Here is a 20,207-nt window from a genome sequence, read left to right as displayed (position 1 = left end):
CACTTTTTAATCTACGGCCTCATAGTCACTGGTGCTGATTTCTTCGCCATCGTAGGGATCATCATCACTGTCCAATTCGGTGGAGTTAGTTTCCAGATTACTATAGGTTCTGGTTCTAGTGCGGGAGAGGGTTGGCCTATTGGTGAAGGTATTCGAGGAAGTAGCCCGGGTGCGAGTGGGTCGAGTCAGTTTTTCGGTGACATCGATCGATTCAAACCCAGCACCGTTAAGGGGTTGGTTTTGCTCTTGTCTCCCCGTGTAGATGCGGGTACCGATTTCGAGGACAAGCTGACGAAATTCTGCCAAGGTGGTTTTTAGCTTTTCTGGGGATAGGGAGGGGTCGCGCAGAGCGATTTCCAACTGTTGCCGCTTCTGGTCGGCCAGTTGCCGGATATCGGGGGCGACTAACTGACTGTGTTCCCTGATGGTGACTTCGTAGCTATAGAAAAGACTATCGCACTGCTGGCGAATATCGATCATTTGCAGACGACGGCGATCGGATTCGGCGTATTTTTCGGCTTCTAGGCGCATTTTTTCAATTTCGTTCGGTTTCAGCCCTCCAGTATGGCTAATTAAAATGCTTTGTTCTTTGCCGGTGCCTTGGTCGCTGGCGGCCACTTTCAAGATGCCGTTAACATCGATCTCAAAGGCCACCTCGATTTGTGGCACCCCCCTAGGAGCGGGAGGAATTCCTGTCAGGAGAAATTTACCCAGGGTTTTATTATCCCGGGCCATGGTTCTTTCCCCTTGCAGAACATGAATTTCCACGGAAGTTTGACCATCGGCAGCGGTGGAGAAAACCTGAGATTTACTGGTGGGGATAGTGGTATTGCGATCGATAATTTTGGTAAAGACTTCGCCGAGGGTTTCAATGCCGAGGGAAAGGGGGGTGACATCAAGTAGGAGGATATCTTCTACTTCTCCACCTAAAACTCCGGCTTGAATGGCTGCCCCCAAAGCAACGGCCTCATCGGGGTTAACAGAGCGATCGATCTGGCCAGTAGAAAAGAAACGGGAGATTAATTGCTGTACGGCGGGCATTCTGGTGGAACCACCAACGAGAACAACACGATCGATATCGCTAGGCTGCAGTTCGCTATCTTTGAGGGACTGTTGTACGGGTCCGAGGGTTTTTTCCACTAATTCTCTGGTTAATTCCTCGAATTTAGCGCGAGTTAGTTCCAATTCTAGGTGTTTAGGGCTAGTTTCGTCGGCGGCGATGAAGGGGAGATTGATCGAGGTGCTAATCATGCTAGAAAGCTCGATTTTGGCTTTTTCGGCGGCTTCTCGCAGTCTTTGGATCGCCATGCGATCGCTGGACAGATCGATGTTTTCTTGACTTTGAAAGTTCTCCACCAACCACCGCACTAAGAGATTATCAAAATCGTCCCCCCCAAGATGGTTATTGCCGGCCGTGGCTTTCACTTCAAAGACCCCCTTCCCCAGTCGCAGGATGGAAACGTCGAAGGTTCCTCCCCCTAGGTCAAAAACGAGGATATGTTGATCTTCGTTTTGTTTATCTAAACCGTAAGCTAGGGCGGCGGCGGTGGGTTCGTTAATAATTCTTAATACTTCTAGTCCTGCAATCATCCCTGCGTCTTTAGTGGCTTGACGTTGGGCATCGGTAAAATAGGCGGGAACTGTAATCACGGCCTCGTTAATCGCTTCTCCCAGATAGGCCTCGGCATCGGCCTTTAATTTTTGCAGGATCATGGCCGAAATTTCTTGGGGGGTAAATTCCCGATCGCGAATTTTGATATTGACGGTATCATCGCGACCGCGTTGGCAATGATAGGCAACTCGTCCCCTTTCGGTCTCGGTATCTTGCCAACGCCTACCGATAAAGCGTTTGATGCTATAGACGGTATTTTCGGCATTAGTGACCGCCTGACGTTTGGCCAGTTGTCCTACTAGGCGCTGGCCCTTGCCGAATCCCACGATACTAGGAGTTGTCCTTCCCCCTTCCGAGTTAGGAACTATAATCGGCTGACCTCCCTCGAGTACGGCAATGCAACTGTTGGTTGTCCCTAAGTCGATGCCGATGACTTTTCCCATGACGCTCTAATAATAATGATAGTTAATAGGATACAATCGCTGACAAAAATTATCCCCAAATTAGAAGCGGGCTTTTTACCTCGTCTAATCTTGCCCCGGTTGAAAGCTGGTAGTTTTCCTGCGAGGCTAACAAAACTCGTCGGTAAAGTCCGCAAGCCTGACCAGATTGGTGTAGTGGACTATATATCAAGAGTAACCTAAAACCAGTGATTTTGCTGATGCTGCCAGTTAGCGATCGCCTCTGGCTATTCTTAAAATTGCCGTTTTTAAGATTTTTTTAATGATCACGAGCGGACTTCCTTGATGTTGATGTCCCTAGCAGTGGAATTATTGCCCAATCTTCTTAACCCGAATTTTCGATAAATTTGGGATAAGATAACCAATAAACTGATCCTAGAGGACTTAATCATGATTAGAGCCTATGCTGCCCGAGAAAAAGGGGGAAAACTAGAGCCTTTTGACTACGATCCGGGCATATTAGCGGATGAAGATGTAGAAATCGCGGTGGAATATTGCGGCATCTGCCACAGTGACCTAAGTATGCTCGATAACGATTGGGGACTGACCACCTATCCCTTTGTCCCTGGCCATGAAGTGGTCGGCACGATCGCCGCTCTTGGTGCTAAAGTCAAAGAGTTAAAATTAGGGCAAAGAGTCGGTCTGGGTTGGTTTTCCCGTTCCTGTTCCACCTGTGAAACCTGTATGTCAGGGGATCAAAACCTTTGTGCCACTGCCGAAGGAACTATCGTCGGTCGCCATGGCGGTTTTGCCGAAAGAGTCCGGGCCCATCATAGTTGGTTAGTTCCCTTGCCGAACCAGTTAGATGCTGCCAAAGCTGGCCCGCTTTTCTGTGGTGGCATTACCGTCTTTAATCCCATTGTCCAATTTAATATTAAACCCACGGCCCGAGTTGGTGTCATTGGTATTGGTGGATTGGGCCATATAGCCTTAAAATTCCTCAAAGCTTGGGGCTGCGAAGTAACCGCTTTTTCCAGTAGTCCCGACAAAGAAACGGAAGCAAAAGAACTAGGAGCGACTCATTTTATCAATTCCAGAGACCCAGAGGCTTTGCAATCGGTACAAAATTACTTTGATTTCATCATCTCCACCGTTAACGTTAATCTCGATTGGGGTCTTTATATCGCCTGTTTACGTCCCAAAGGTCGTCTGCATATTGTTGGTGCTGTTCTTGAACCCATGGCTACCTACGCTTTTCCCTTGATTATGGGTCAAAAATCGATTTCCGGCAGTCCTTTGGGTAGTCCCAGTACCGTCAGTAAAATGATTGAATTTGCCTCTCGCCATGGCATTGAACCAGTCACAGAAACCTATCCTATCTCCCGGGTGAATGAAGCCATGGAAAAATTGCGAACCGGACAACCTAAATATCGCCTCGTCTTGCAAATAAAATAAAACCATCTCTATCCCGGACGTAACCCCGATGACTCAACCCCTCACTCCTCCAGTTATCGATTGGGAAGAACCTCCCATTCCCCCGGAAGACTTGATTTTTGATGATGGAGAACCTTTGGAAACCTACCGTCACCGCAAGGCCATGAATGTCTTAATCGATTCTATCGAACAAGCCTATCAGGATCGAGAGGACTTTTTTGTTGGCGGTAATATGTTTATTTACTTTAGCCGTGAGCGGGTTTTTAATAAAGATTTTCGCGGCCCCGATTTTTTCGTTGTCCTCGATATCGATGGTAGTTATAAACGACAAGGATGGGTGGTTTGGAACGAAAACGGACGTTATCCCGATGTGATCGTGGAATTAATGTCAGAAAGCACCGCAAAAATCGATTTAACTACCAAAAAAGACCTCTATGAGCGGACTTTTCGCTGTTCCCAATACTTTGTTTATAATCCCTTTGATGCCACTTCCCTGCAAGGTTGGGCTTTAGACCAAAATCAATGCTATCAAAAAATTATTCCCGACCATCGCGGTTGGTTATGGTGTCAACGTTTGGGATTATGGTTAGGAGTCTGGATGGGCAGCATCCAACGAGAAGAAGCTCCTTGGCTGCGTTTTTATGACCTAGATGGCAATTTAATCCTCCTACCTGCGGAATTAGCCGAAATCGAACGTCAGAATGCTGAAATTGAACGTCAGAATGCTGAAATTGAACGTCGGAATGCTGAAATTGAACGTCAGAATGCTGAAATCGAACGTCGGAATGCTGAAATCGAACGTCGGAATGCTGAAATCGAACGTCAGAACGCTGAAATCGAACGTCAACGGGCCAGGGATGCCTCTCAACAGGCCGAAAGCGAACGTCAACGCGCGGAACGTTTAGCGGCACAATTACGGCAATTAGGCATAAATCCCGATGAAATCCCGTAATCGGCCCAAGACTGACCCCTATCTCTAAAAACCGAAAGCCCACACCTTCCGATCTCGGTTTGTGTGGGCTGATTGTTCACTTAATTCTAAGATTGAAAGCGTACACTTTGGCGAAATCTCAGAGCCTAACTCAGAGTAGCACCAGAGCGATCATAAGTTTAGGAAGAGAAGTCGGCCGAGAAGCGACGTTGAACGGTTTCCCCGTGGCCATTGTCATTGTCAATACCGATTTCAGAAGCACTTCTGCCTAACATCGATTGTTGACGATTTTTGACGGCGTGGTGGTGACGCATCATTAAGGCACGAGCTTGTTGTTCTGTGGACATAATCATTTCCTCCGAGCTGCAAATAGTGTTTAGAACTTTTTTAATCACCCACTAATATATATAACATACAATTCTGTATCTATTTTTACAAAACGCCCTATTCCCAGAAAAATTCACAAAACTTTACAATAGGAGACGGGAGACGGGAGGACTCCAAAGAACCTAGGTGACGAATATCCATAGCTCCTTGGGACTGTTGAATGATTTGATCAGGTAAATCGAGGACTTCCACCAATACTATCCTAAATCCGTTGAGTAACCCACAGAAAACCGGTTTCTCCGAGAAACCCCTTTTCTACTCATGCCACCTCAATTTTCTCAAAAAAAAAATCGACCCGCCTAGGGGCGGGAAAAAGAGAAAAATTGAAAAATAGGGAATGAGGGTAAAAAGGGAAAAAAAGGGAAAAAGGGTTACAGAGTCCTCCCAGCACCGCACACCACCCGAAAACCGAGGCCGCCGTAGTGGTCGCTGCGGCGGAGGCCGTCGCTGAGGCGGTAAGCGGAACGGCAGGCAGATGGATAGCAGTACCAAGAACCGCCCCGCAGTATTGGATAATCATTATCATTTGTCAGCCAAGCGCTGCCATCCCTTGGCGCATTCTCATAGCTATCATGCCAATTGTCTTCGCACCATTCCCAAACATTGCCACTCATGTCATAAAGTCCCCAAGCATTGGGCTTTTTCTGGCCCACAGGATGAGTTTTATCCTGAGAATTTCCGTCATACCAAGCGTAATCTCCTAACTGATTAGCATCATCACCGAAATAATAGCGAGTAGTAGTCCCCGCACGACAAGCATATTCCCATTCCGCTTCCGTCGGTAGGCGATAGGTTTTCCCGGTTATTTGACTCAATTTCTTACAAAAAGCTTGAGCATCATTCCAACTAACCTGTTCTACCGGATTTTGCGGATTGTTTTTAAACTCAGAGGGATTTGTTCCCATTACCGCTTGATATTGTGCCTGAGTCACTGGATATTTCCCAATCGCAAAACTGTTGACTTTAACTGGGTGTTGAGGCTTTTCAGCATCCCAAGCATCGGGATCACTGTCAGGAGCTCCCATGAGAAATTGACCTGCTGGTAAGCTCACCATCTCCAGTGTGACTCCGTTGGATATTTTTTCGGTAAATGGAGTAGGTGAAGCAATTAGGGGTATTGGTGAAACAGGCTTTTTGACTGCTGCCGGTGCTGGTGGAGGTGACGGGGGAGAATTCCATCCCACAGGTTGTAAGGCATTTAAAACCTGTTGTGCTGTCCATCTTTGTTTTCTATCTTTTTGCAAACACCCTTCAATAATCGGTTTAAACTCTTTCGGTAAACTGGGGATTTGTAGCTCACAATTCATCACCTTCGCCATTAACTGGTTAATATCATTATTGAACTTATAGGGAAGTTGATTAGTCGTCATTTCGATTAACATAATACCTAATGACCACAGATCCCAAGCTGATGAAATATCCCCGCTAAAGGCTTCGGGAGGCATATAAATAATTGTACCTTTAGGGTTGACTGTTTGAGTGTGGCTTTTGTTATTTAAAGTTCTAATTAAGCCAAAATCTGCTAACTTGTATTGTTGATTAACCTTGAGGATATTACCCGGTTTTAAATCTCGATGCACTTTATTTTGTCCATGAAGATAATTTAAGCCCTGGGCGATTTGAGCAGTAATATTTTTAATTTCATCCGATGATAAACCGCCTTTGGCGATGTGATTTTCTAGGCTACCCTGTGCCAATTCCATCACTAAATAAAGCATCTCCGTATTGAGAAAAGTAAATTCCCCCACCGAATAAGCCTTAATTAAATTAGAATGTTCTAACTTTCTGGCATTTGTTAACTCAATTAATTTATCATCGCTACTTTCGGGGATAACTTTAATAGCAACTTCTTGAACCGATGTATTTCTGACCATTTCACTAGCATGAAATACACCACCAAAACCACCCGCACCGAGAAACTTATTAAGACGATAGGGACCTATTTGTTGCCCTTCTAACATCTTCATCATTTGGTCTAGCATAATAATAACTCCTGAATTAAGTAGGTAGGCGTTAAAAATTATCAGATGCCCCCCTTATTAAGGGGGATCCCCCCGCCTATCGGCACCCCCCTTATCAAGGGGGGCAGGGGGGATCGAACCTAAAATCCATTTTTAATTTAATTATAACCAGCTACTTTAGCCAATTTGTCCGTTCAAACATTGTCATTAGTTAGACCCTGTTGCAACGTTTGTCCCTCTATTTTAATCTAGGCTTTCAGCTTTGCTGTCAGTGGGGAATAATGCTCACCCTATTTGCCTAAAAATATTAAGAGATGTAACTATTTATGCCTAACCTAGAAAGTGATTACTCAACAGGGGTGAGATCAGGATAGTCTAGATCGAGCAGTCCGATAGATGTTTAGTTAAATTCCTACTTCAGATATGTCCGTTTCTAGTCCTCCTCGTTCCCTGCGTATCGGTTCGCGTAAAAGTCAGTTAGCCCTAGTACAAACCTATTGGGTACAGGCAGAATTGAGTAAACACCACCCCCATCGACAGTTTGAGGTGGAGACGATGAGTACCCAAGGCGATAAAATTCTCGATGTGGCCCTGGCGAAAATCGGTGATAAGGGTTTATTTACCAAAGAATTAGAAGTGGGAATGTTGGATAGATCGATCGATCTTGCCGTCCATTCTCTCAAGGATCTGCCCACTAATTTGCCCGAAGGCTTAATCTTGGGTTGCGTCACGGAAAGAGTGAATCCGGCCGATGCTTTGGTGGTCAATAACCAAAACCAAGACTATCAATTAGACACTTTACCAGAAGGTGCGGTGGTGGGGACCTCTTCCCTGCGGCGATTGGCCCAGTTGCGTTACCATTATCCCCATCTGACTTTTAAAGATGTGCGCGGCAATGTTAACACCCGTCTGGCAAAACTGGACGCGGGAGAATACGACGCGATTATTCTGGCAGTAGCGGGATTGGAAAGGTTAGGATTAGGCGATCGAGTTCATCAGGTTATTCCGGCGGAGATTTCTCTCCATGCGGTGGGACAGGGGGCTTTAGGGATAGAATGCCGCGATGCTGATCCGGAGGTTTTGGAAGTCCTAAAAGTGTTGGAACACGCCCCTAGTCGCGATAGATGCTATGCTGAACGCGCTTTTTTACGGGAGTTGGAGGGGGGTTGTCAAGTTCCCATCGGAGTAAATACGGCGATCGAGGATGGTATCCTAACTTTAACGGGTATGGTGGCCAGTCTCGACGGTAAGCGCCTGATTAAGGACTCGGTTAGCGGTGATCCTAGCCATGGGGAAGTCTTAGGACGAGATTTAGCCCATAAAGTGCGCGAGGCTGGTGCTGGAGAGATTTTAGCCGAGATTTTCGCTGAAGTGGGCCGATAATCGGTGATCAGCGCCCATTAACCCTACACCTCACACCCTGCCGCTGCAGGATTAATTTTTGGGCTTTATCTCACTGTCGAGTCAAGAGGCAAAAATATAAATAAAGCGAGAACTGTCGCCCTTGCAGTTCCCGCTCTATTATTGTTGTATTGTTGGAGTATCTAACCCCCGAATATTGAGTTAAATTAGTACAAATCTTCTTCTTTGTGGGTGACGATCACACAGTCAGAAGTAGGATAGGCCACACAGGTGAGGACATAACGCGCTTCAATTTGATCGTCATCTAAGAAGGATTGCTCGGATTGATCAACGCTACCGGATTCGATTTGACCAGCGCAAGCAGAACAAGCACCAGCACGGCAAGAAGAAGGTAAATCTAATCCTTTTTCTTCCGCTATATCGAGAATATATTCATTATCGGGAACATCAATTTTATGCTCGCCCTTGGGTGTTTTCAGGGTGACTTTATAAGTGGTTGTCTGTATTTTCTTTGCCATAGGTTGTTCCTCAGTCTCAAAATGCCTTTTCTCCCCGTTTAGACTGAACGGGTCGAATGAGTTTCCTTTTTGATACTACGCGAAAATTTACCCAGCTTAACTTAGCATTAGTAATGACAGCCTTAAATAAACTTAAAATAATATTTACTTATCACTTTAGCCGATTAGCTGTTTAATTAAAAGTTGATACAATAGCCTAGTCTCATAAAATAAAAGTCGGCATAGCCTATCCTTCCCTAATGCCTTAAAAAGGGTTGATTCGGAGAAATAGTGCCAAGAGCGTCAGCAGACAACTGAGAACGCACCAAACCGAAGAAAATCTAGTAGAAATGATTTGGCTACAGTTAACAAGTCTTTTGAGCAGATTTTGGGGGATGGCGAAAAGTTTTCTTGTGGTTAAACGACTGTTCGAGTTTTTTGTAAATTTCAATTATTGAATTTTCCTAACCTTAAAAAATACGATACCTTTTCACATTTTATTTAAGGATGCTATAGCTAACAAAGTTAATCCGACTGGGGATTGGAAATTGTACTCGTCACTATTTAAATTGTCATCGTCATGATCTAATCAGTTAAGAGATTTAGCAAAATTTCCGGGGGTCAGTTTTAGTAACTGCATAATGATATATTGTCTTAAGCGATCGCGGCTTTGAGCCAGTGCATTAACAAACAAACTATAATCCGGTGGACAGCATTTCTGATAATTTACACTGCCTAGGGGAAATTTTAGTACAAATGCTCGAACTTACCACTCTGGTACTCATTGAGATAGTCAACAGCTGATCGCAGCCAATTCTTTTTTACCATATTTAGCTACACTTTGCTTCCCATAGGGATTGTAGGCTTCCTTGTCACCCCGTCAGAGTTAAGAGCAAAACAGAGACAGAAGCGAAGCTCAACCCGATGATTAGCTAATGGTATCGATAAACATCTTCAATGCTGCTTTTGAGAAGGAGAGGGGTTGCTAAAGCCTCTATAATAAGTAGCCATAGAGATGCCGACAACTTCCCCTGTCGATAGCGAATAAGGAGAAAAAAAACCCAGTGTTTGTCCTCAAAGGTTACGAGTATTTTCTAGGATTTCTGCTCGCTTGCAGTTTAGTACCAATCCTATCCCTAACGGCCTCCAAAGTCCTGCGGCCTAGTGGTGGCGGTCCGGAAAGACGCACCACCTATGAATCGGGGATGGAACCGATCGGCGGTGCTTGGATTCAGTTTAACATTCGTTATTATATGTTTGCCCTCGTTTTCGTGGTTTTTGACGTGGAAACCGTCTTTCTCTACCCTTGGGCAGTAGCTTTCAATCAATTGGGCCTATTAGCTTTTGTAGAAGCATTGATCTTTATTGCTATCCTTGTGGTTGCTCTCGTCTATGCTTGGCGGAAAGGAGCCTTAGAATGGTCATAATGGCCATAATTTTCCTTATTTTTGACTTTTGATGAGAGGATAACCCGATGAGTCCCAACCCTACCAGCGAATTTAAGCAAATTATCGAACAACAAAGCGAAAAAATCCTCAATCCCATCGAACGCACGAAAGTTACCCAGGATTTATCGGAAAATGTCATCCTTACCACCGTTGATGACCTGTATAACTGGGCGCGTTTGTCAAGTCTTTGGCCGATGCTATACGGTACAGCTTGCTGTTTTATCGAGTTCGCGGCCTTGATTGGTTCCCGTTTTGATTTCGATCGCTTTGGTTTAGTTCCCCGTTCTAGTCCCCGGCAAGCCGATTTAATCATCACTGCCGGTACAGTTACCATGAAAATGGCCCCCGCTTTGGTGCGTCTGTACGAAGAAATGCCAGAACCTAAATACGTTATCGCCATGGGTGCCTGTACGATTACGGGAGGAATGTTCAGCAGTGACTCCACTACCGCAGTCAGAGGGGTAGATAAACTTATCCCCGTGGATGTCTATATACCCGGTTGTCCCCCCCGTCCGGAAGCGATTATCGACGCGATTATTAAACTGCGGAAAAAAGTCGCTAACGAATCTATTCAAGAACGCGGGACTGTTCTCCAGCAAACCAATCGTTATTACAGCACCACCCACAAAATGCAGGCCACGGAACCGATTCTGACCGGTAAATATCTACAATCGGCCACCCGTCAAGCACCTCCGAAAGAGTTACTAGAAGCCACTGGTATGCCTGTTCCCCCCGCTCTTTTGACCACGAAACAAAAGGAAGAAATCTAAATGACTGAAGAAACCACAGCTATTGTGCAAGCTGGCCCCACTTCGATTTGGTTAAGCGAAAATGGTTTTGATCATCAAGCTTTAGAAGCTGACCATAGTGGTGTGGAATTGATTAAAGTAGAAGCAGAATTTTTAATTCCCCTGGCCACTGCTTTATTCGCTTATGGCTTTAATTATCTCCAATGTCAGGGCGCTTACGATTTGGGACCGGGTAAAGAATTAGTTAGTTTCTATCATCTGGTCAAAGTAACCGATAATGTCGATAGTCCCGTGGAAGTGCGCTTAAAAGTTTTTCTTCCTAGAGATAATCCCCGGGTTGCTTCGGTTTACTGGATTTGGAAAGCTGCTGACTGGCAAGAACGAGAAAGTTATGATATGTTCGGCATTATTTATGAAGGACATCCCCACCTGAAACGGATTTTAATGCCGGAAGATTGGGTCGGTTGGCCTCTACGCAAAGACTACGTTTCTCCCGAATTCTACGAACTACAGGACGCTTACTAAGTCGAGAATTTAATCACTAATTAGGTTATGGATCCTATGGGGTTGGAAGATATTTCTAGCCCGATTTTTTTTTGATACTAAATCCGCTGAGTATAGGCTACATAAGTAGGTAGGCGTTAAAAATTATCAGATGCCCCCCTTATTAAGGGGGGCAGGGGGGATCCCCCCGCCTATCGGCACCCCCCTTATCAAGCTATCCATTAGTCGGATCTTTCTTAACAAAAAGAGAAGAAACTTAAAAAAAGGGGAAACGATTGATAGGTATAGTTTTGAAAGAAGGAATTAAGGTGGAGGTAAGCAAAAAAATGGAGAAATGGGCAGCCCAAGAATTACAATATGCAGACCTGGGGGACACCAGAAGAAAGAAAAGGTTAATCAGTATCGTAGAAAACTTGGCCAGCCAACCTAGTACAAGTGTGCCACAAGCTTCGGGAAATCTAGCCGCAGCGAGTGCCACCTACGACTTTTGGAATTCCCCCTATTTTCACCCCTCAGATATAATTGCCGCCCAAGCCAAAAGTACAGTAGAAAGAATCAAAGAACATCCAATAGTTTTGGCAGTGCAAGACACAACAAGTTTAGACTTTACGACGCAAAAAGCAAAAAAAGGAATGGGTTATCTAGATTATAAAAAATCCTTTGGTCTCAAAGTTCATACCACCTTAGGAGTGTCAGCGCAAGGAATACCTTTAGGACTGATTAATCAATATGTCTGGGCAAGAGAAGAAAAGAATTTAGGGATTGCCAAGCAAAGAAAAAAAAGAGAAACCGAAGAAAAAGAAAGTCAAAGATGGTTAGAGTCTGTATCAGAAACACAACAACAAATACCCGAAGATATTCAAGTAGTAACAATCGGAGATTGTGAGGCAGACATATTTGATTTATTTGCCCAATCAAGAAGTCCTAACTCTCATTTATTAATCCGAGGAACTCATAACCGAAAAGTTAACTATCTCGAAGACAAGCAAAAGTCAGGGCATCCAGAGCCTAAATATTTACATCAATCCATCAGAGAAATAAAAGCCTGTGGTAGCCTAGATGTGCAAGTAAAACGCAATCCTAATCACGAGGCTAGACTAGCTAAACTAACAGTTAGATTTGCCAGTTTTGAAATACAAGTACCTAAGCATCACTCGAAAGCGAACCCTCGTCAACCGGTCAAATTACAGGTAATTTTAGCTGAAGAAGAAAATCCGCGTCCTGGAGTTAATCCTATCAGTTGGCTCCTCTTAACTAGCCTAGACATTAGTAGCTTTGAATCAGCGATAACCTGTGTGCGCTGGTACAGTTATCGCTGGTTGATAGAACGCTATCATTTTGTTTTAAAAAGTGGTTGTGGATTAGAAAAACTGCAATTAGAAACGGGTCGTAGAATTGAGATGGCCTTAGCTACCTATTCAATTGTAGCTTGGAGATTACTCTGGTTAACCTATCAAGCACGCTTACACGGAGAGGAGAGTTGTGAAAGTTTTTTGGAAGAACATGAATGGCAATCTTTGTGTGCCACTATTCATAAAAAGAGTCCGCCACCTGAAAAGCCGCCCTCCTTTCGAGAAGCGGTCAGAATGATTGCTTCTCTTGGGGGGTTTTTAGGTAGAAAAGGTGACGGTGAACCAGGTGTTAAAACTATTTGGTTGGGACTGCGAAGGTTACATGATATCAGCCAGACTTGGAAACTATCTCATCAAATTAGTCCCCCCATAGAACCCCCTTGAGCCATCTTGCACACTTTTCTCTTTTTGTCAAATTTTATGTTAAGAAAGATGTGACTAATGGATAGCCTTATCAAGGGGGGCAGGGGGGATCCCCCCGCCTATCGGCACCCCCCTTATCAAGGGGGGCAGGGGGGATCAAAGACAAAATCTATCTTCAATTTAATTATAACCAGCTACTTATTATCAGGAGAGGCAGGAGGTGCAAAACGGAGAATAAATAATCAGTTTTTAATAACAGGATTTAGTATTACTTAGCCGAGAAAATCCTCGATCGCCTGTGCCGTATCTTCCGGTGCTTCTTCCGGTAAAAAATGACCACTAGCGATCGCCTGTTCTGTCACTTGATTAGCTCGCTGCTGCCAAAGAGCGATCACATCGTATTGACGTGCAATGAAACCTTTTTTTCCCCAAAGAACCAAGAGAGGAGAGGAAATTTTCTGGTCTAAATCCTGACGATCATGCTCTAAATCGATGGTAGCGGCAGCCCGATAATCGGCACAGGTGGCGGTTATCGTCCTTAAATCTCGAAAACAACGCCGATATTCCCCCAAGGCTTCCTCTGTAAAAGCGCTAAAATCTCGCCCCCAACTTTGCAAGCAATGGTGCAGATAATAATCGGGATTAGCAGCGATCAGGGTTTCGGGAAAAGGGGAAGGCTGAATCAAGAAAAACCAATGATAGTAGGCAGTGGCAAAAGTTTGCTCAGTCGCCTCATACATCGCCAGCGTTGGGGCTATATCGAGTAAAACGATTTTTTTGACCTTTTCTGGAAAATCAAGGGCAATACGGTGGGAAACTCGCGCCCCTCGATCATGGCCGATCAGATAAAACTCCTGATAACCCAATTTTTCCATCAACAACACCTGATCGAGGGCCATCACCCGCTTGCAATAATTGCTAGAATCCTCTAGGGGTAAGGGTTTATCGCTATCCCCGTAGCCGCGCAGATCCGTGGCGATCACCGTAAAATTAGCCGCTAATCGGGGGGCGATTTTATGCCACATTTGATGGGTTTGGGGATAACCATGGAGCAAAAGCAGCGGAAAACCACACCCACCTTTGACACCATTGATAGTAATGCCATTAACTTCTAGCTGAAATTTCCGAAAATTTGTCATCATTTTTGCTTCCTGTCACCTTAGGGGGAGATAATTGCATCATCTGGCAAAAGTGACCCAATCAGTAAAGTTTTTTCACTATAGCTCCTCAAGCCCCTGTTTTTCTGGTAGATTAAAACCATTGGGTTGTTCAAAAATCAACGAGTTAAGCAGTTAGGTGTTAAAAACTGTCAGATCCCCCCGCCTATCGGCACCCCCCTTAATAAGGGGGGCAGGGGGGATCGAACCTAAAATCTATCTTCAATTTAATTATAACCAGCTACTTAAGCAGTAATTTGATTATGATCTCGATTATCTATTCCGATGAATTTCTCGATCACGATACAGGTATTTACCATCCCGAAAAAGCGGCGCGTTTAACGGCAATTGTCGAGGCTTTAAAACAAACAGAATGGCAGTCAAAACTAACATGGCATTTACCCACACCGATCGAAATTCGCGACGAAGTAATCCCTTTGATTAAACAAGTTCATAATCAAGATTATGTTGATAGATTGCGGCGAATTTGTCAACGGGGCGGGGGAAGATTGGATGCCGATACTCCCGTTTCTGCGCGTAGTTACGATGTGGCGTTACTAGCGGTTAGTGGCTGGTTAGATGGAGTCGATCGAGTCTTATCTACTGGCGATCCTGCCTTTATTTTAGCCCGTCCCCCCGGACATCATGCCACTTCTAATTATGGCATGGGTTTCTGTCTGTTTTCTAATGCTGCTATTGCCGCTTATTATGCTTTAGAAAACAAAAGAGTGCAAAAAGTAGCGATTCTCGATTGGGACGTACATCATGGCAATGGCACCCAGGATATAGTCGAAAATCATCCCCAGATTGCCTATTGTTCCCTCCATCAATTCCCGTTTTATCCCGGCACGGGAGAAGCGAGAGAAAAAGGGGAGTTTAATAATGTTTTGAATATTCCCTTACCGTCAGGAAGTACGATTAAAGATTATCAAGAACATTTTGAGGGGCAAGTCATACCTTTTCTGAAAAATTTTCAACCGGATTTAGTGATTGTTAGTGCTGGATATGATGCCAATCAAGCGGATCCTCTGGCGGGAATTTGTTTACACCCACAGGATTATGGAATTTTAACCAAATACCTCTTAACTCTCAATAAACCGCTACTTTTCGGCTTAGAAGGTGGTTATGATTTAGAAACTTTAGCGGCTTCCGTCGTCGCCACCTTAGAAGCTTTGCTCTGATCCTATTCCGGGTAATCGTTACATTTCTTTAAAAAGATTGCTAACAAAGTGATGGAATGCGGTAAGGTAAACGATCGATAGAAAAAAACCCTTGACCTAGTTGCCTTTTAAGATTATGAACTCCCTTGCGCCCCACCTAAAAGCCAAAGCCCTCAAACCCAATAGTCGTCGTCCTGCCAAAGAATTGTGTAGCGAGTGCGGACTTTGTGACACTTATTACATTCACTATGTTAAAGAAGCTTGTGCTTTTCTTAATCAACAAATCGCCGATTTAGAAGCAGCAGCACACGGCAAAAGTCGCGACTTAAATCAGGAAAATGATCTCTATTTTGGTGTTCATCAAGAGATGATGGCTGCCAAGAAAAAACAAGCTATTCCAGGGGCGCAATGGACAGGAATCGTCAGCACAATTGCCTGTGAAATGCTCGATCGTGGTTTAGTAGAAGGGGTGGTTTGTGTGCAGAATACCGCCGAGGATCGCTTTCAACCGCAGCCGATTCTCGCCCGTACCACGGAAGAAATTCTCGCCGCTAAAGTCAATAAACCGACTCTTTCTCCCAATTTATCAGTGCTAGAAGAAATTGAAAAATCGGGCATGAAACGGTTATTAGTTATCGGAGTTGGTTGTCAAATTCAAGCCCTAAGAGCAGTAGAAAAAAAATTAGGCTTAGAAAAGTTATATGTCTTAGGAACTCCCTGCGTCGATAATGTCACCCGCTCAGGACTACAAAAGTTTTTAGAAACTACCAGTCGTTCCCCAGAAACTGTGGTTCATTACGAATTTATGCAGGATTTTCGGGTACACTTTCAACACGAAGACGGCTCGATAGAAATGGTTCCCTTTTTTGGCTTAAAGACTAATAAGTTAAAAGATGTTTTTGCCCCTTCCTGTATGACTTGTTTTGATTATGTTAACTCCCTTGCTGATTTAGTTGTGGGCTATATGGGCGCACCTTTTGGCTGGCAATGGATTGTCGTTCGTAATGATACGGGCAAGGAAATGTTAGAGTTAGTTAAAGATCAATTAAATACCCAAGATGTTATGTCTAGTGGTGATAGAAAACAGGCGGTACAAAATAGCATTCCTGCCTATGATAAAGGTGTAACCTTGCCGATGTGGGCGGCAAAAATGATGGGAGTAGTAATTGAAAAAATCGGGCCTAAAGGGTTAGAATATGCTCGCTTTTCCATCGATTCTCACTTTACCCGTAATTACCTTTATGTTAAACGTAATTATCCTGAAAAATTAGCAGCTCATGTTCCTGAATATGCTAAAAAGATTGTGGAACAGTATAAATTGCCCGATTAATTATTCACTTGCTTGGGCGGGGTAATAGAGAAAAATTACCCCGCTTTCTTAAGATTTTTAGCTGATTTGTACCTTTCTTAAAAATAATATAATAATGCTAATATTGTTGAAGGAAGATGTTACAGAGGTTCAATAAGCATCTTTTCGATGAATACTACTCAATATGATAATAAGCATTTCCTTATCTTGAATTCTATAAATGATGCGATAATCCCCTATTCTAATTCGGTAGGTGTCATCATATCCTTTGAGTTTCTTGACTCCGTTAGGACGAGGTGTATCGGTAAGTAGTCTAATGGCAGTAATTAAGCGTTCGCGTTGTTGTTTGGGTAAGTTGTTTAGTTGTTTTTGAACTGGTTTCGGAATAATAACTCTGTAGTTCACGCTTGGGTTGCCTCATATTCTTCGAGGGTTAGATAGTCTCCTGCTTGATAAGCTGATTCAGAAGCGATTATGTTAGCTTGCTCTTCTTCTGTAATTTCTATTTCAGTATGTCGTTCTTTGATAAAGAGCAAAAAGTCAAGTAATTGAGTCAAAAGGGTGTCAGGTGTCTGCTCGATTTCTTTAATTAGTTGTTCTTTGAGTGTCATAGCTTTATCAGTTATCAGTTATCAGTGATTAATTCAATCATAGTCAATGATAGGTGATGCGTTACGACTAAATCTGGATGTTGTCAAAATTTCTCTTGACAAAAGCCTCTTGACATGATATTATATTCATAATGGAAAATCCTTGCGCCTACAGACCCTATTTTCAAGTCTCAATAATCGCCAATAAAAGCTTAGATAGCGATAATTTTTTTAAGGATTGAGAACCATGAACTATCAAAGAGAGTTTTATGTTGTCATTGAACGAGATGAGGATGGATATTATGTTGGGGAAGTTCCTCAACTTCGGGGTTGTTACAGTCAAGGGGAAACGATTGATGAATTGATGAAGAATATCAGGGAAGTGATTGAACTTTGCTTGGAAGATGACAATCCGGAAGATGTGTCGAAGTTTGTTGGAATTGAAAAGGTGTCTATCTGATGCCAAAATTACCGATATTAACCGGTGATGAAGTTATCAAAGCTTTAACGAGAATAGGGTTTCAATCTATCCGACAAAAAGGAAGTCATCTGCGCTTAAAACATGAAGATGGAAGAGTTGTCACCGTACCGGTTCATCGGGGGAAAACTGTCGGGAAAGGATTACTCCTAAAAATTTTACGCGATGCTGAACTGACACAAGAAGAATTCATTCGTCTGCTGTAATTCCCATCTTGATTTAAGCTTCATGTCCCCGTTTTTCTGGATGTTGTCAAAATTTCTCTTGACAAAGGCGACTTGACATGATACTATATTCATAATGGAAAATCCGTGCGCCTGCAGACACTCTTTTCAAGAATTTTCAAGGTCTAGTTTATTCGCCATAATGAGTTTTAGCACGATGAATATAGATTAACTTCTGTTCATCATTAATGGTGTAAAGTATTCTATCTTGATAACTTAACCGAATTGAATAGAAACCCGTTAAATCTCCTACTAATTTTTTGCCACTATAGGGAGAAATACTCAGGGTATCTTGGATAATTGACTTCAGTTTTTTCTTAAGTTTAAGGGTTAGCTTATCAACATCTTTTTTAGCTTCTTTGGTAAATCTGACTTCATAAACCATTAATCAATGTCTCCCAAGACTTCCTCGAAAGAATAGGTTTCATTTTCATTAATTTGCTGTAGAGATAGTTGTAAGCTTTCTCTTAAATCAGGAATAGAGAGTAATTCGATAGTTTCTTGTAAACTTTCATAGTTTTTTTGGGAAATCAAAATTACAGAGTCCTCCTGATTCTCAATGGCATAAATTTTGTTATCTTCCGTAACCGATTTAACGAGACTTGGTAAATCGGTTTGAGCATCGGCGATTTTAATTTTTTTGATCATAATTAATCCTTTTTTTGATGATGAAATAATAAAAATTATTGTAGGGATTTAACAATCTCACCTAATCACAGTCCAGACAGCATCCTCCTATAATTATCCATCATTGTAGTCATCAGTGATTAATTCAATCATAGTCGATGATTAGGTGGTGCGTTACTGGACTAGGTAATAGGTGTAGGGGTAATTCATGAATTACCCTTACAATAACGTTTTTCTGGATGTTGTTAAAATTTCTCTTGACAAAGGCGACTTGACATGATACTATATTCATAATGGAAAATCTGTGCGCCTACAGACCCTCTTTTCCAAAGCATTCAAACTCTATCTTAATTCTACTTGCCAGAGTTGGGACAACATAGTTTTATATTCTCCATAATCGTTTGAGTATGGGGATGATTTTCCCCTAATCTTTCCCTGAAAATATTAATCGTCTCTAGATAGAGAGGTTCCGCTTCTGAGTACCTGTCTTGGGAGTAGTACAAGTGTGCTAAATTGTTGAGGGAAGTTGCCACATGGGGATGATTGTCTCCTAGTAGTTGTTGTCTCAATTCTAATGTAACTCTATATTTTGAAATAAAATGAAAAATCCTTCTTGCGTAAAATGCTTATCGTGGGTAAGAATTTCATTTATATTCATTTGGCGCATTGTTTGCATGGATATACAATCTGTTAAGCTGTAATCTTTATCTGGACGATTTTGATATAAATCTAATCCTGATTGGAACGTCTGATGAGTTTGAGGTATAACTAAGATTTGGGGATTATTTTGTAAGCCTCTAATAACTTGTAAGGTTTTTCGTCTAACTGACATTCCATAAGCAGATAGATTGTTGAAAACTTCAATAAAGACTTCATCGGTTGTCACTATTGTTACCTGCTGGAGTTTCCTTGTCATTTCTATAGCTTTCTCATGCCAATCATCACGATTGTTAATGAGAGCAACCCAATAAAATGTGTCTGCAAAGATGGTTTTCATTGCTATGATGCTATAAACTTTAGTTTCGGCTTTGCTTAGGATTTGGGAACTCCATAAAGATAATGATCATGTTGATTAGCAAGATCTATAGGCAACTTTTCTAAGTCGTCATTGTCTAATGGCATCTCTTCCAGAAGCTTTAATATTGCCTCCCCTACATTACTTTCAGATTTAGCATAACTAGCTTGTGCTGAAAGGAGGAAGTTCAAAGTTTCTTCTATTAAAGAATCCGGTGCTTGTTCAATCTCTTGCAATAGTCTCTCTTTAGTGTTCATGGTTTTATTCCTTGCTAATCAGTTATCAGTGATTAATTCAATCATAGTCAATGATAGGTGATGGGTTACGACTAAATCTGGATGTTGTTAAATTTTCTCTTGACAAAGGCGACTTGACATGATATTATATTCATAATGGAAAATCCGTGCGCCTACAGACCCTCTTTTCCAACGCTCTTAACTATGATTGGTTCATTCAAGGCTCTCTTGGATTTGGTGGGTAAAATGTATTCTAAGATACAGTCCTACTGGCGAGGGAATGGAAGGAACCACAAAGGCACAAAGGACACAAAGATCGATTATGTTGTAGGTTAAGCTTATCGCACAGAGTCTGGAAGATTCCTATAATAAGTCTAAGCTGTGATTTGAATGATTGAGTGAATACTATG

At 42.8% G+C, this 20,207-nt stretch carries 24 protein-coding genes; 11 read left to right on the top strand and 13 right to left on the bottom strand.

Features of this window, described 5'->3' with window-relative positions; genetic code table 11:
- Positions 1–6: 6 nt before the first annotated feature.
- Positions 7–2,055 carry a molecular chaperone DnaK gene (dnaK, locus tag ACQY1Y_RS23405; RefSeq protein WP_430013660.1) on the bottom strand — a complete coding sequence of 683 codons (2,049 nt, stop codon included), beginning with the start codon at positions 2,053–2,055 and terminating at the stop codon, positions 7–9.
- A gap of 408 nt (positions 2,056–2,463) precedes the next feature.
- On the opposite strand from dnaK, the gene ahr reads away from it, so the two are divergent.
- Positions 2,464–3,468 (top strand): NADPH-dependent aldehyde reductase Ahr, encoded by a 1,005-nt coding sequence (ahr, locus tag ACQY1Y_RS23400; protein ID WP_430013659.1) that lies wholly within the window; start codon positions 2,464–2,466, stop codon positions 3,466–3,468.
- A 28-nt stretch (positions 3,469–3,496) separates the two neighbouring features.
- Positions 3,497–4,399, top strand: coding sequence for a Uma2 family endonuclease (locus ACQY1Y_RS23395; RefSeq protein ID WP_430013658.1), 903 nt, complete (start codon positions 3,497–3,499; stop codon positions 4,397–4,399).
- A gap of 158 nt (positions 4,400–4,557) precedes the next feature.
- On the opposite strand, the gene ACQY1Y_RS23390 is transcribed toward ACQY1Y_RS23395, so the two are convergent.
- Together ACQY1Y_RS23390 and ACQY1Y_RS23385 are read right to left on the bottom strand one after the other, a co-directional pair.
- Positions 4,558–4,725, bottom strand: a complete 168-nt coding sequence (locus tag ACQY1Y_RS23390; RefSeq protein WP_002739262.1) for a hypothetical protein — start codon at positions 4,723–4,725, stop codon at positions 4,558–4,560.
- A 411-nt stretch (positions 4,726–5,136) separates the two neighbouring features.
- Positions 5,137–6,747 (bottom strand): SUMF1/EgtB/PvdO family nonheme iron enzyme, encoded by a 1,611-nt coding sequence (locus ACQY1Y_RS23385; RefSeq protein ID WP_430013657.1) that lies wholly within the window; start codon positions 6,745–6,747, stop codon positions 5,137–5,139.
- Positions 6,748–7,149: 402 nt separating this feature from the next.
- Here ACQY1Y_RS23385 and hemC point away from each other — a divergent pair, with 402 nt between their 5' ends.
- Positions 7,150–8,109, top strand: a complete 960-nt coding sequence (gene hemC / locus ACQY1Y_RS23380; protein WP_016516933.1) for a hydroxymethylbilane synthase — start codon at positions 7,150–7,152, stop codon at positions 8,107–8,109.
- A 185-nt stretch (positions 8,110–8,294) separates the two neighbouring features.
- Here hemC and ACQY1Y_RS23375 read toward each other — a convergent pair whose 3' ends face one another.
- Positions 8,295–8,606 carry a ferredoxin gene (locus tag ACQY1Y_RS23375; RefSeq protein ID WP_002738423.1) on the bottom strand — a complete coding sequence of 104 codons (312 nt, stop codon included), beginning with the start codon at positions 8,604–8,606 and terminating at the stop codon, positions 8,295–8,297.
- 1,043 nt (positions 8,607–9,649) lie between these two features.
- On the opposite strand from ACQY1Y_RS23375, the gene ndhC reads away from it, so the two are divergent.
- From ndhC to ACQY1Y_RS23355, 4 genes are all read left to right on the top strand, one after another.
- Positions 9,650–10,012, top strand: a complete 363-nt coding sequence (gene ndhC / locus ACQY1Y_RS23370; RefSeq protein ID WP_002739390.1) for a photosynthetic/respiratory NAD(P)H-quinone oxidoreductase subunit C — start codon at positions 9,650–9,652, stop codon at positions 10,010–10,012.
- Positions 10,013–10,059: 47 nt separating this feature from the next.
- Positions 10,060–10,803 (top strand): photosynthetic/respiratory NAD(P)H-quinone oxidoreductase subunit K, encoded by a 744-nt coding sequence (gene ndhK / locus ACQY1Y_RS23365; RefSeq protein ID WP_002738790.1) that lies wholly within the window; start codon positions 10,060–10,062, stop codon positions 10,801–10,803.
- A complete protein-coding gene (locus ACQY1Y_RS23360; RefSeq protein WP_002738424.1) occupies positions 10,804–11,307 on the top strand; it encodes an NAD(P)H-quinone oxidoreductase subunit J in 504 nt (167 codons plus the stop codon).
- Positions 11,308–11,612: 305 nt separating this feature from the next.
- On the top strand, positions 11,613–13,022 hold the full coding sequence (locus tag ACQY1Y_RS23355) for an IS4-like element ISMae7 family transposase (protein ID WP_430014713.1): 1,410 nt from the start codon (positions 11,613–11,615) through the stop codon (positions 13,020–13,022).
- Positions 13,023–13,273: 251 nt separating this feature from the next.
- Here the strand turns inward: ACQY1Y_RS23355 and ACQY1Y_RS23350 are convergent, their stop codons facing one another.
- Positions 13,274–14,143: an alpha/beta fold hydrolase gene (locus tag ACQY1Y_RS23350; RefSeq protein WP_430013656.1), complete on the bottom strand. Its 870-nt coding sequence runs from the start codon at positions 14,141–14,143 to the stop codon at positions 13,274–13,276.
- Between the two features lie 278 nt (positions 14,144–14,421).
- On the opposite strand from ACQY1Y_RS23350, the gene ACQY1Y_RS23345 reads away from it, so the two are divergent.
- Both ACQY1Y_RS23345 and ACQY1Y_RS23340 read left to right on the top strand, forming a co-directional pair.
- Positions 14,422–15,339 carry a histone deacetylase family protein gene (locus tag ACQY1Y_RS23345; RefSeq protein ID WP_002738945.1) on the top strand — a complete coding sequence of 306 codons (918 nt, stop codon included), beginning with the start codon at positions 14,422–14,424 and terminating at the stop codon, positions 15,337–15,339.
- A 115-nt stretch (positions 15,340–15,454) separates the two neighbouring features.
- The gene (locus ACQY1Y_RS23340) at positions 15,455–16,648 is read left to right on the top strand and encodes a Coenzyme F420 hydrogenase/dehydrogenase, beta subunit C-terminal domain (RefSeq protein ID WP_002789598.1); all 1,194 of its coding nucleotides are present in this window, start codon (positions 15,455–15,457) and stop codon (positions 16,646–16,648) included.
- A gap of 129 nt (positions 16,649–16,777) precedes the next feature.
- Here ACQY1Y_RS23340 and ACQY1Y_RS23335 read toward each other — a convergent pair whose 3' ends face one another.
- Together ACQY1Y_RS23335 and ACQY1Y_RS23330 are read right to left on the bottom strand one after the other, a co-directional pair.
- Complete coding sequence (locus ACQY1Y_RS23335; RefSeq protein ID WP_002738377.1) at positions 16,778–17,032, bottom strand: type II toxin-antitoxin system RelE family toxin; 255 nt, start codon at positions 17,030–17,032, stop codon at positions 16,778–16,780.
- Positions 17,029–17,238: a hypothetical protein gene (locus ACQY1Y_RS23330; protein ID WP_002738788.1), complete on the bottom strand. Its 210-nt coding sequence runs from the start codon at positions 17,236–17,238 to the stop codon at positions 17,029–17,031. The genes ACQY1Y_RS23335 and ACQY1Y_RS23330 overlap by 4 nt, the downstream gene beginning before the upstream one ends.
- A gap of 226 nt (positions 17,239–17,464) precedes the next feature.
- On the opposite strand from ACQY1Y_RS23330, the gene ACQY1Y_RS23325 reads away from it, so the two are divergent.
- Both ACQY1Y_RS23325 and ACQY1Y_RS23320 read left to right on the top strand, forming a co-directional pair.
- Positions 17,465–17,677, top strand: a complete 213-nt coding sequence (locus ACQY1Y_RS23325) for a type II toxin-antitoxin system HicB family antitoxin (RefSeq protein ID WP_002738920.1) — start codon at positions 17,465–17,467, stop codon at positions 17,675–17,677.
- Positions 17,677–17,901: a type II toxin-antitoxin system HicA family toxin gene (locus tag ACQY1Y_RS23320; protein ID WP_002739026.1), complete on the top strand. Its 225-nt coding sequence runs from the start codon at positions 17,677–17,679 to the stop codon at positions 17,899–17,901. Before ACQY1Y_RS23325 ends, ACQY1Y_RS23320 begins: the two co-directional genes overlap by 1 nt.
- Before the next feature lie 148 nt (positions 17,902–18,049).
- Here ACQY1Y_RS23320 and ACQY1Y_RS23315 read toward each other — a convergent pair whose 3' ends face one another.
- The 6 genes from ACQY1Y_RS23315 to ACQY1Y_RS23290 all read right to left on the bottom strand — a co-directional run bounded on the left by ACQY1Y_RS23315 (position 18,050) and on the right by ACQY1Y_RS23290 (position 19,818).
- A complete protein-coding gene (locus ACQY1Y_RS23315; protein WP_002797171.1) occupies positions 18,050–18,304 on the bottom strand; it encodes a type II toxin-antitoxin system RelE family toxin in 255 nt (84 codons plus the stop codon).
- Positions 18,304–18,567: a type II toxin-antitoxin system Phd/YefM family antitoxin gene (locus ACQY1Y_RS23310; RefSeq protein ID WP_002762167.1), complete on the bottom strand. Its 264-nt coding sequence runs from the start codon at positions 18,565–18,567 to the stop codon at positions 18,304–18,306. Before ACQY1Y_RS23310 ends, ACQY1Y_RS23315 begins: the two co-directional genes overlap by 1 nt.
- A gap of 124 nt (positions 18,568–18,691) precedes the next feature.
- Positions 18,692–18,838 carry a hypothetical protein gene (locus ACQY1Y_RS23305; RefSeq protein WP_155119257.1) on the bottom strand — a complete coding sequence of 49 codons (147 nt, stop codon included), beginning with the start codon at positions 18,836–18,838 and terminating at the stop codon, positions 18,692–18,694.
- Between the two features lie 61 nt (positions 18,839–18,899).
- On the bottom strand, positions 18,900–19,115 hold the full coding sequence (locus ACQY1Y_RS23300; protein WP_430013655.1) for a tetratricopeptide repeat protein: 216 nt from the start codon (positions 19,113–19,115) through the stop codon (positions 18,900–18,902).
- A gap of 2 nt (positions 19,116–19,117) precedes the next feature.
- Entirely contained in the window at positions 19,118–19,543 is a 426-nt protein-coding gene (locus tag ACQY1Y_RS23295; protein ID WP_002756072.1) for a type II toxin-antitoxin system VapC family toxin, read from the bottom strand.
- Between the two features lie 35 nt (positions 19,544–19,578).
- Complete coding sequence (locus ACQY1Y_RS23290) at positions 19,579–19,818, bottom strand: hypothetical protein (RefSeq protein ID WP_002735146.1); 240 nt, start codon at positions 19,816–19,818, stop codon at positions 19,579–19,581.
- Between the last annotated feature and the right edge of the window lie 389 nt (positions 19,819–20,207).

This window comes from Microcystis ichthyoblabe FBCC-A1114, from assembly GCF_050500245.1.
Lineage (GTDB): Bacteria > Cyanobacteriota > Cyanobacteriia > Cyanobacteriales > Microcystaceae > Microcystis > Microcystis ichthyoblabe_A.
The sequence above is the reverse complement of the archived record's forward strand: the minus strand, read 5'-3'. Positions and strand labels throughout refer to the sequence as shown.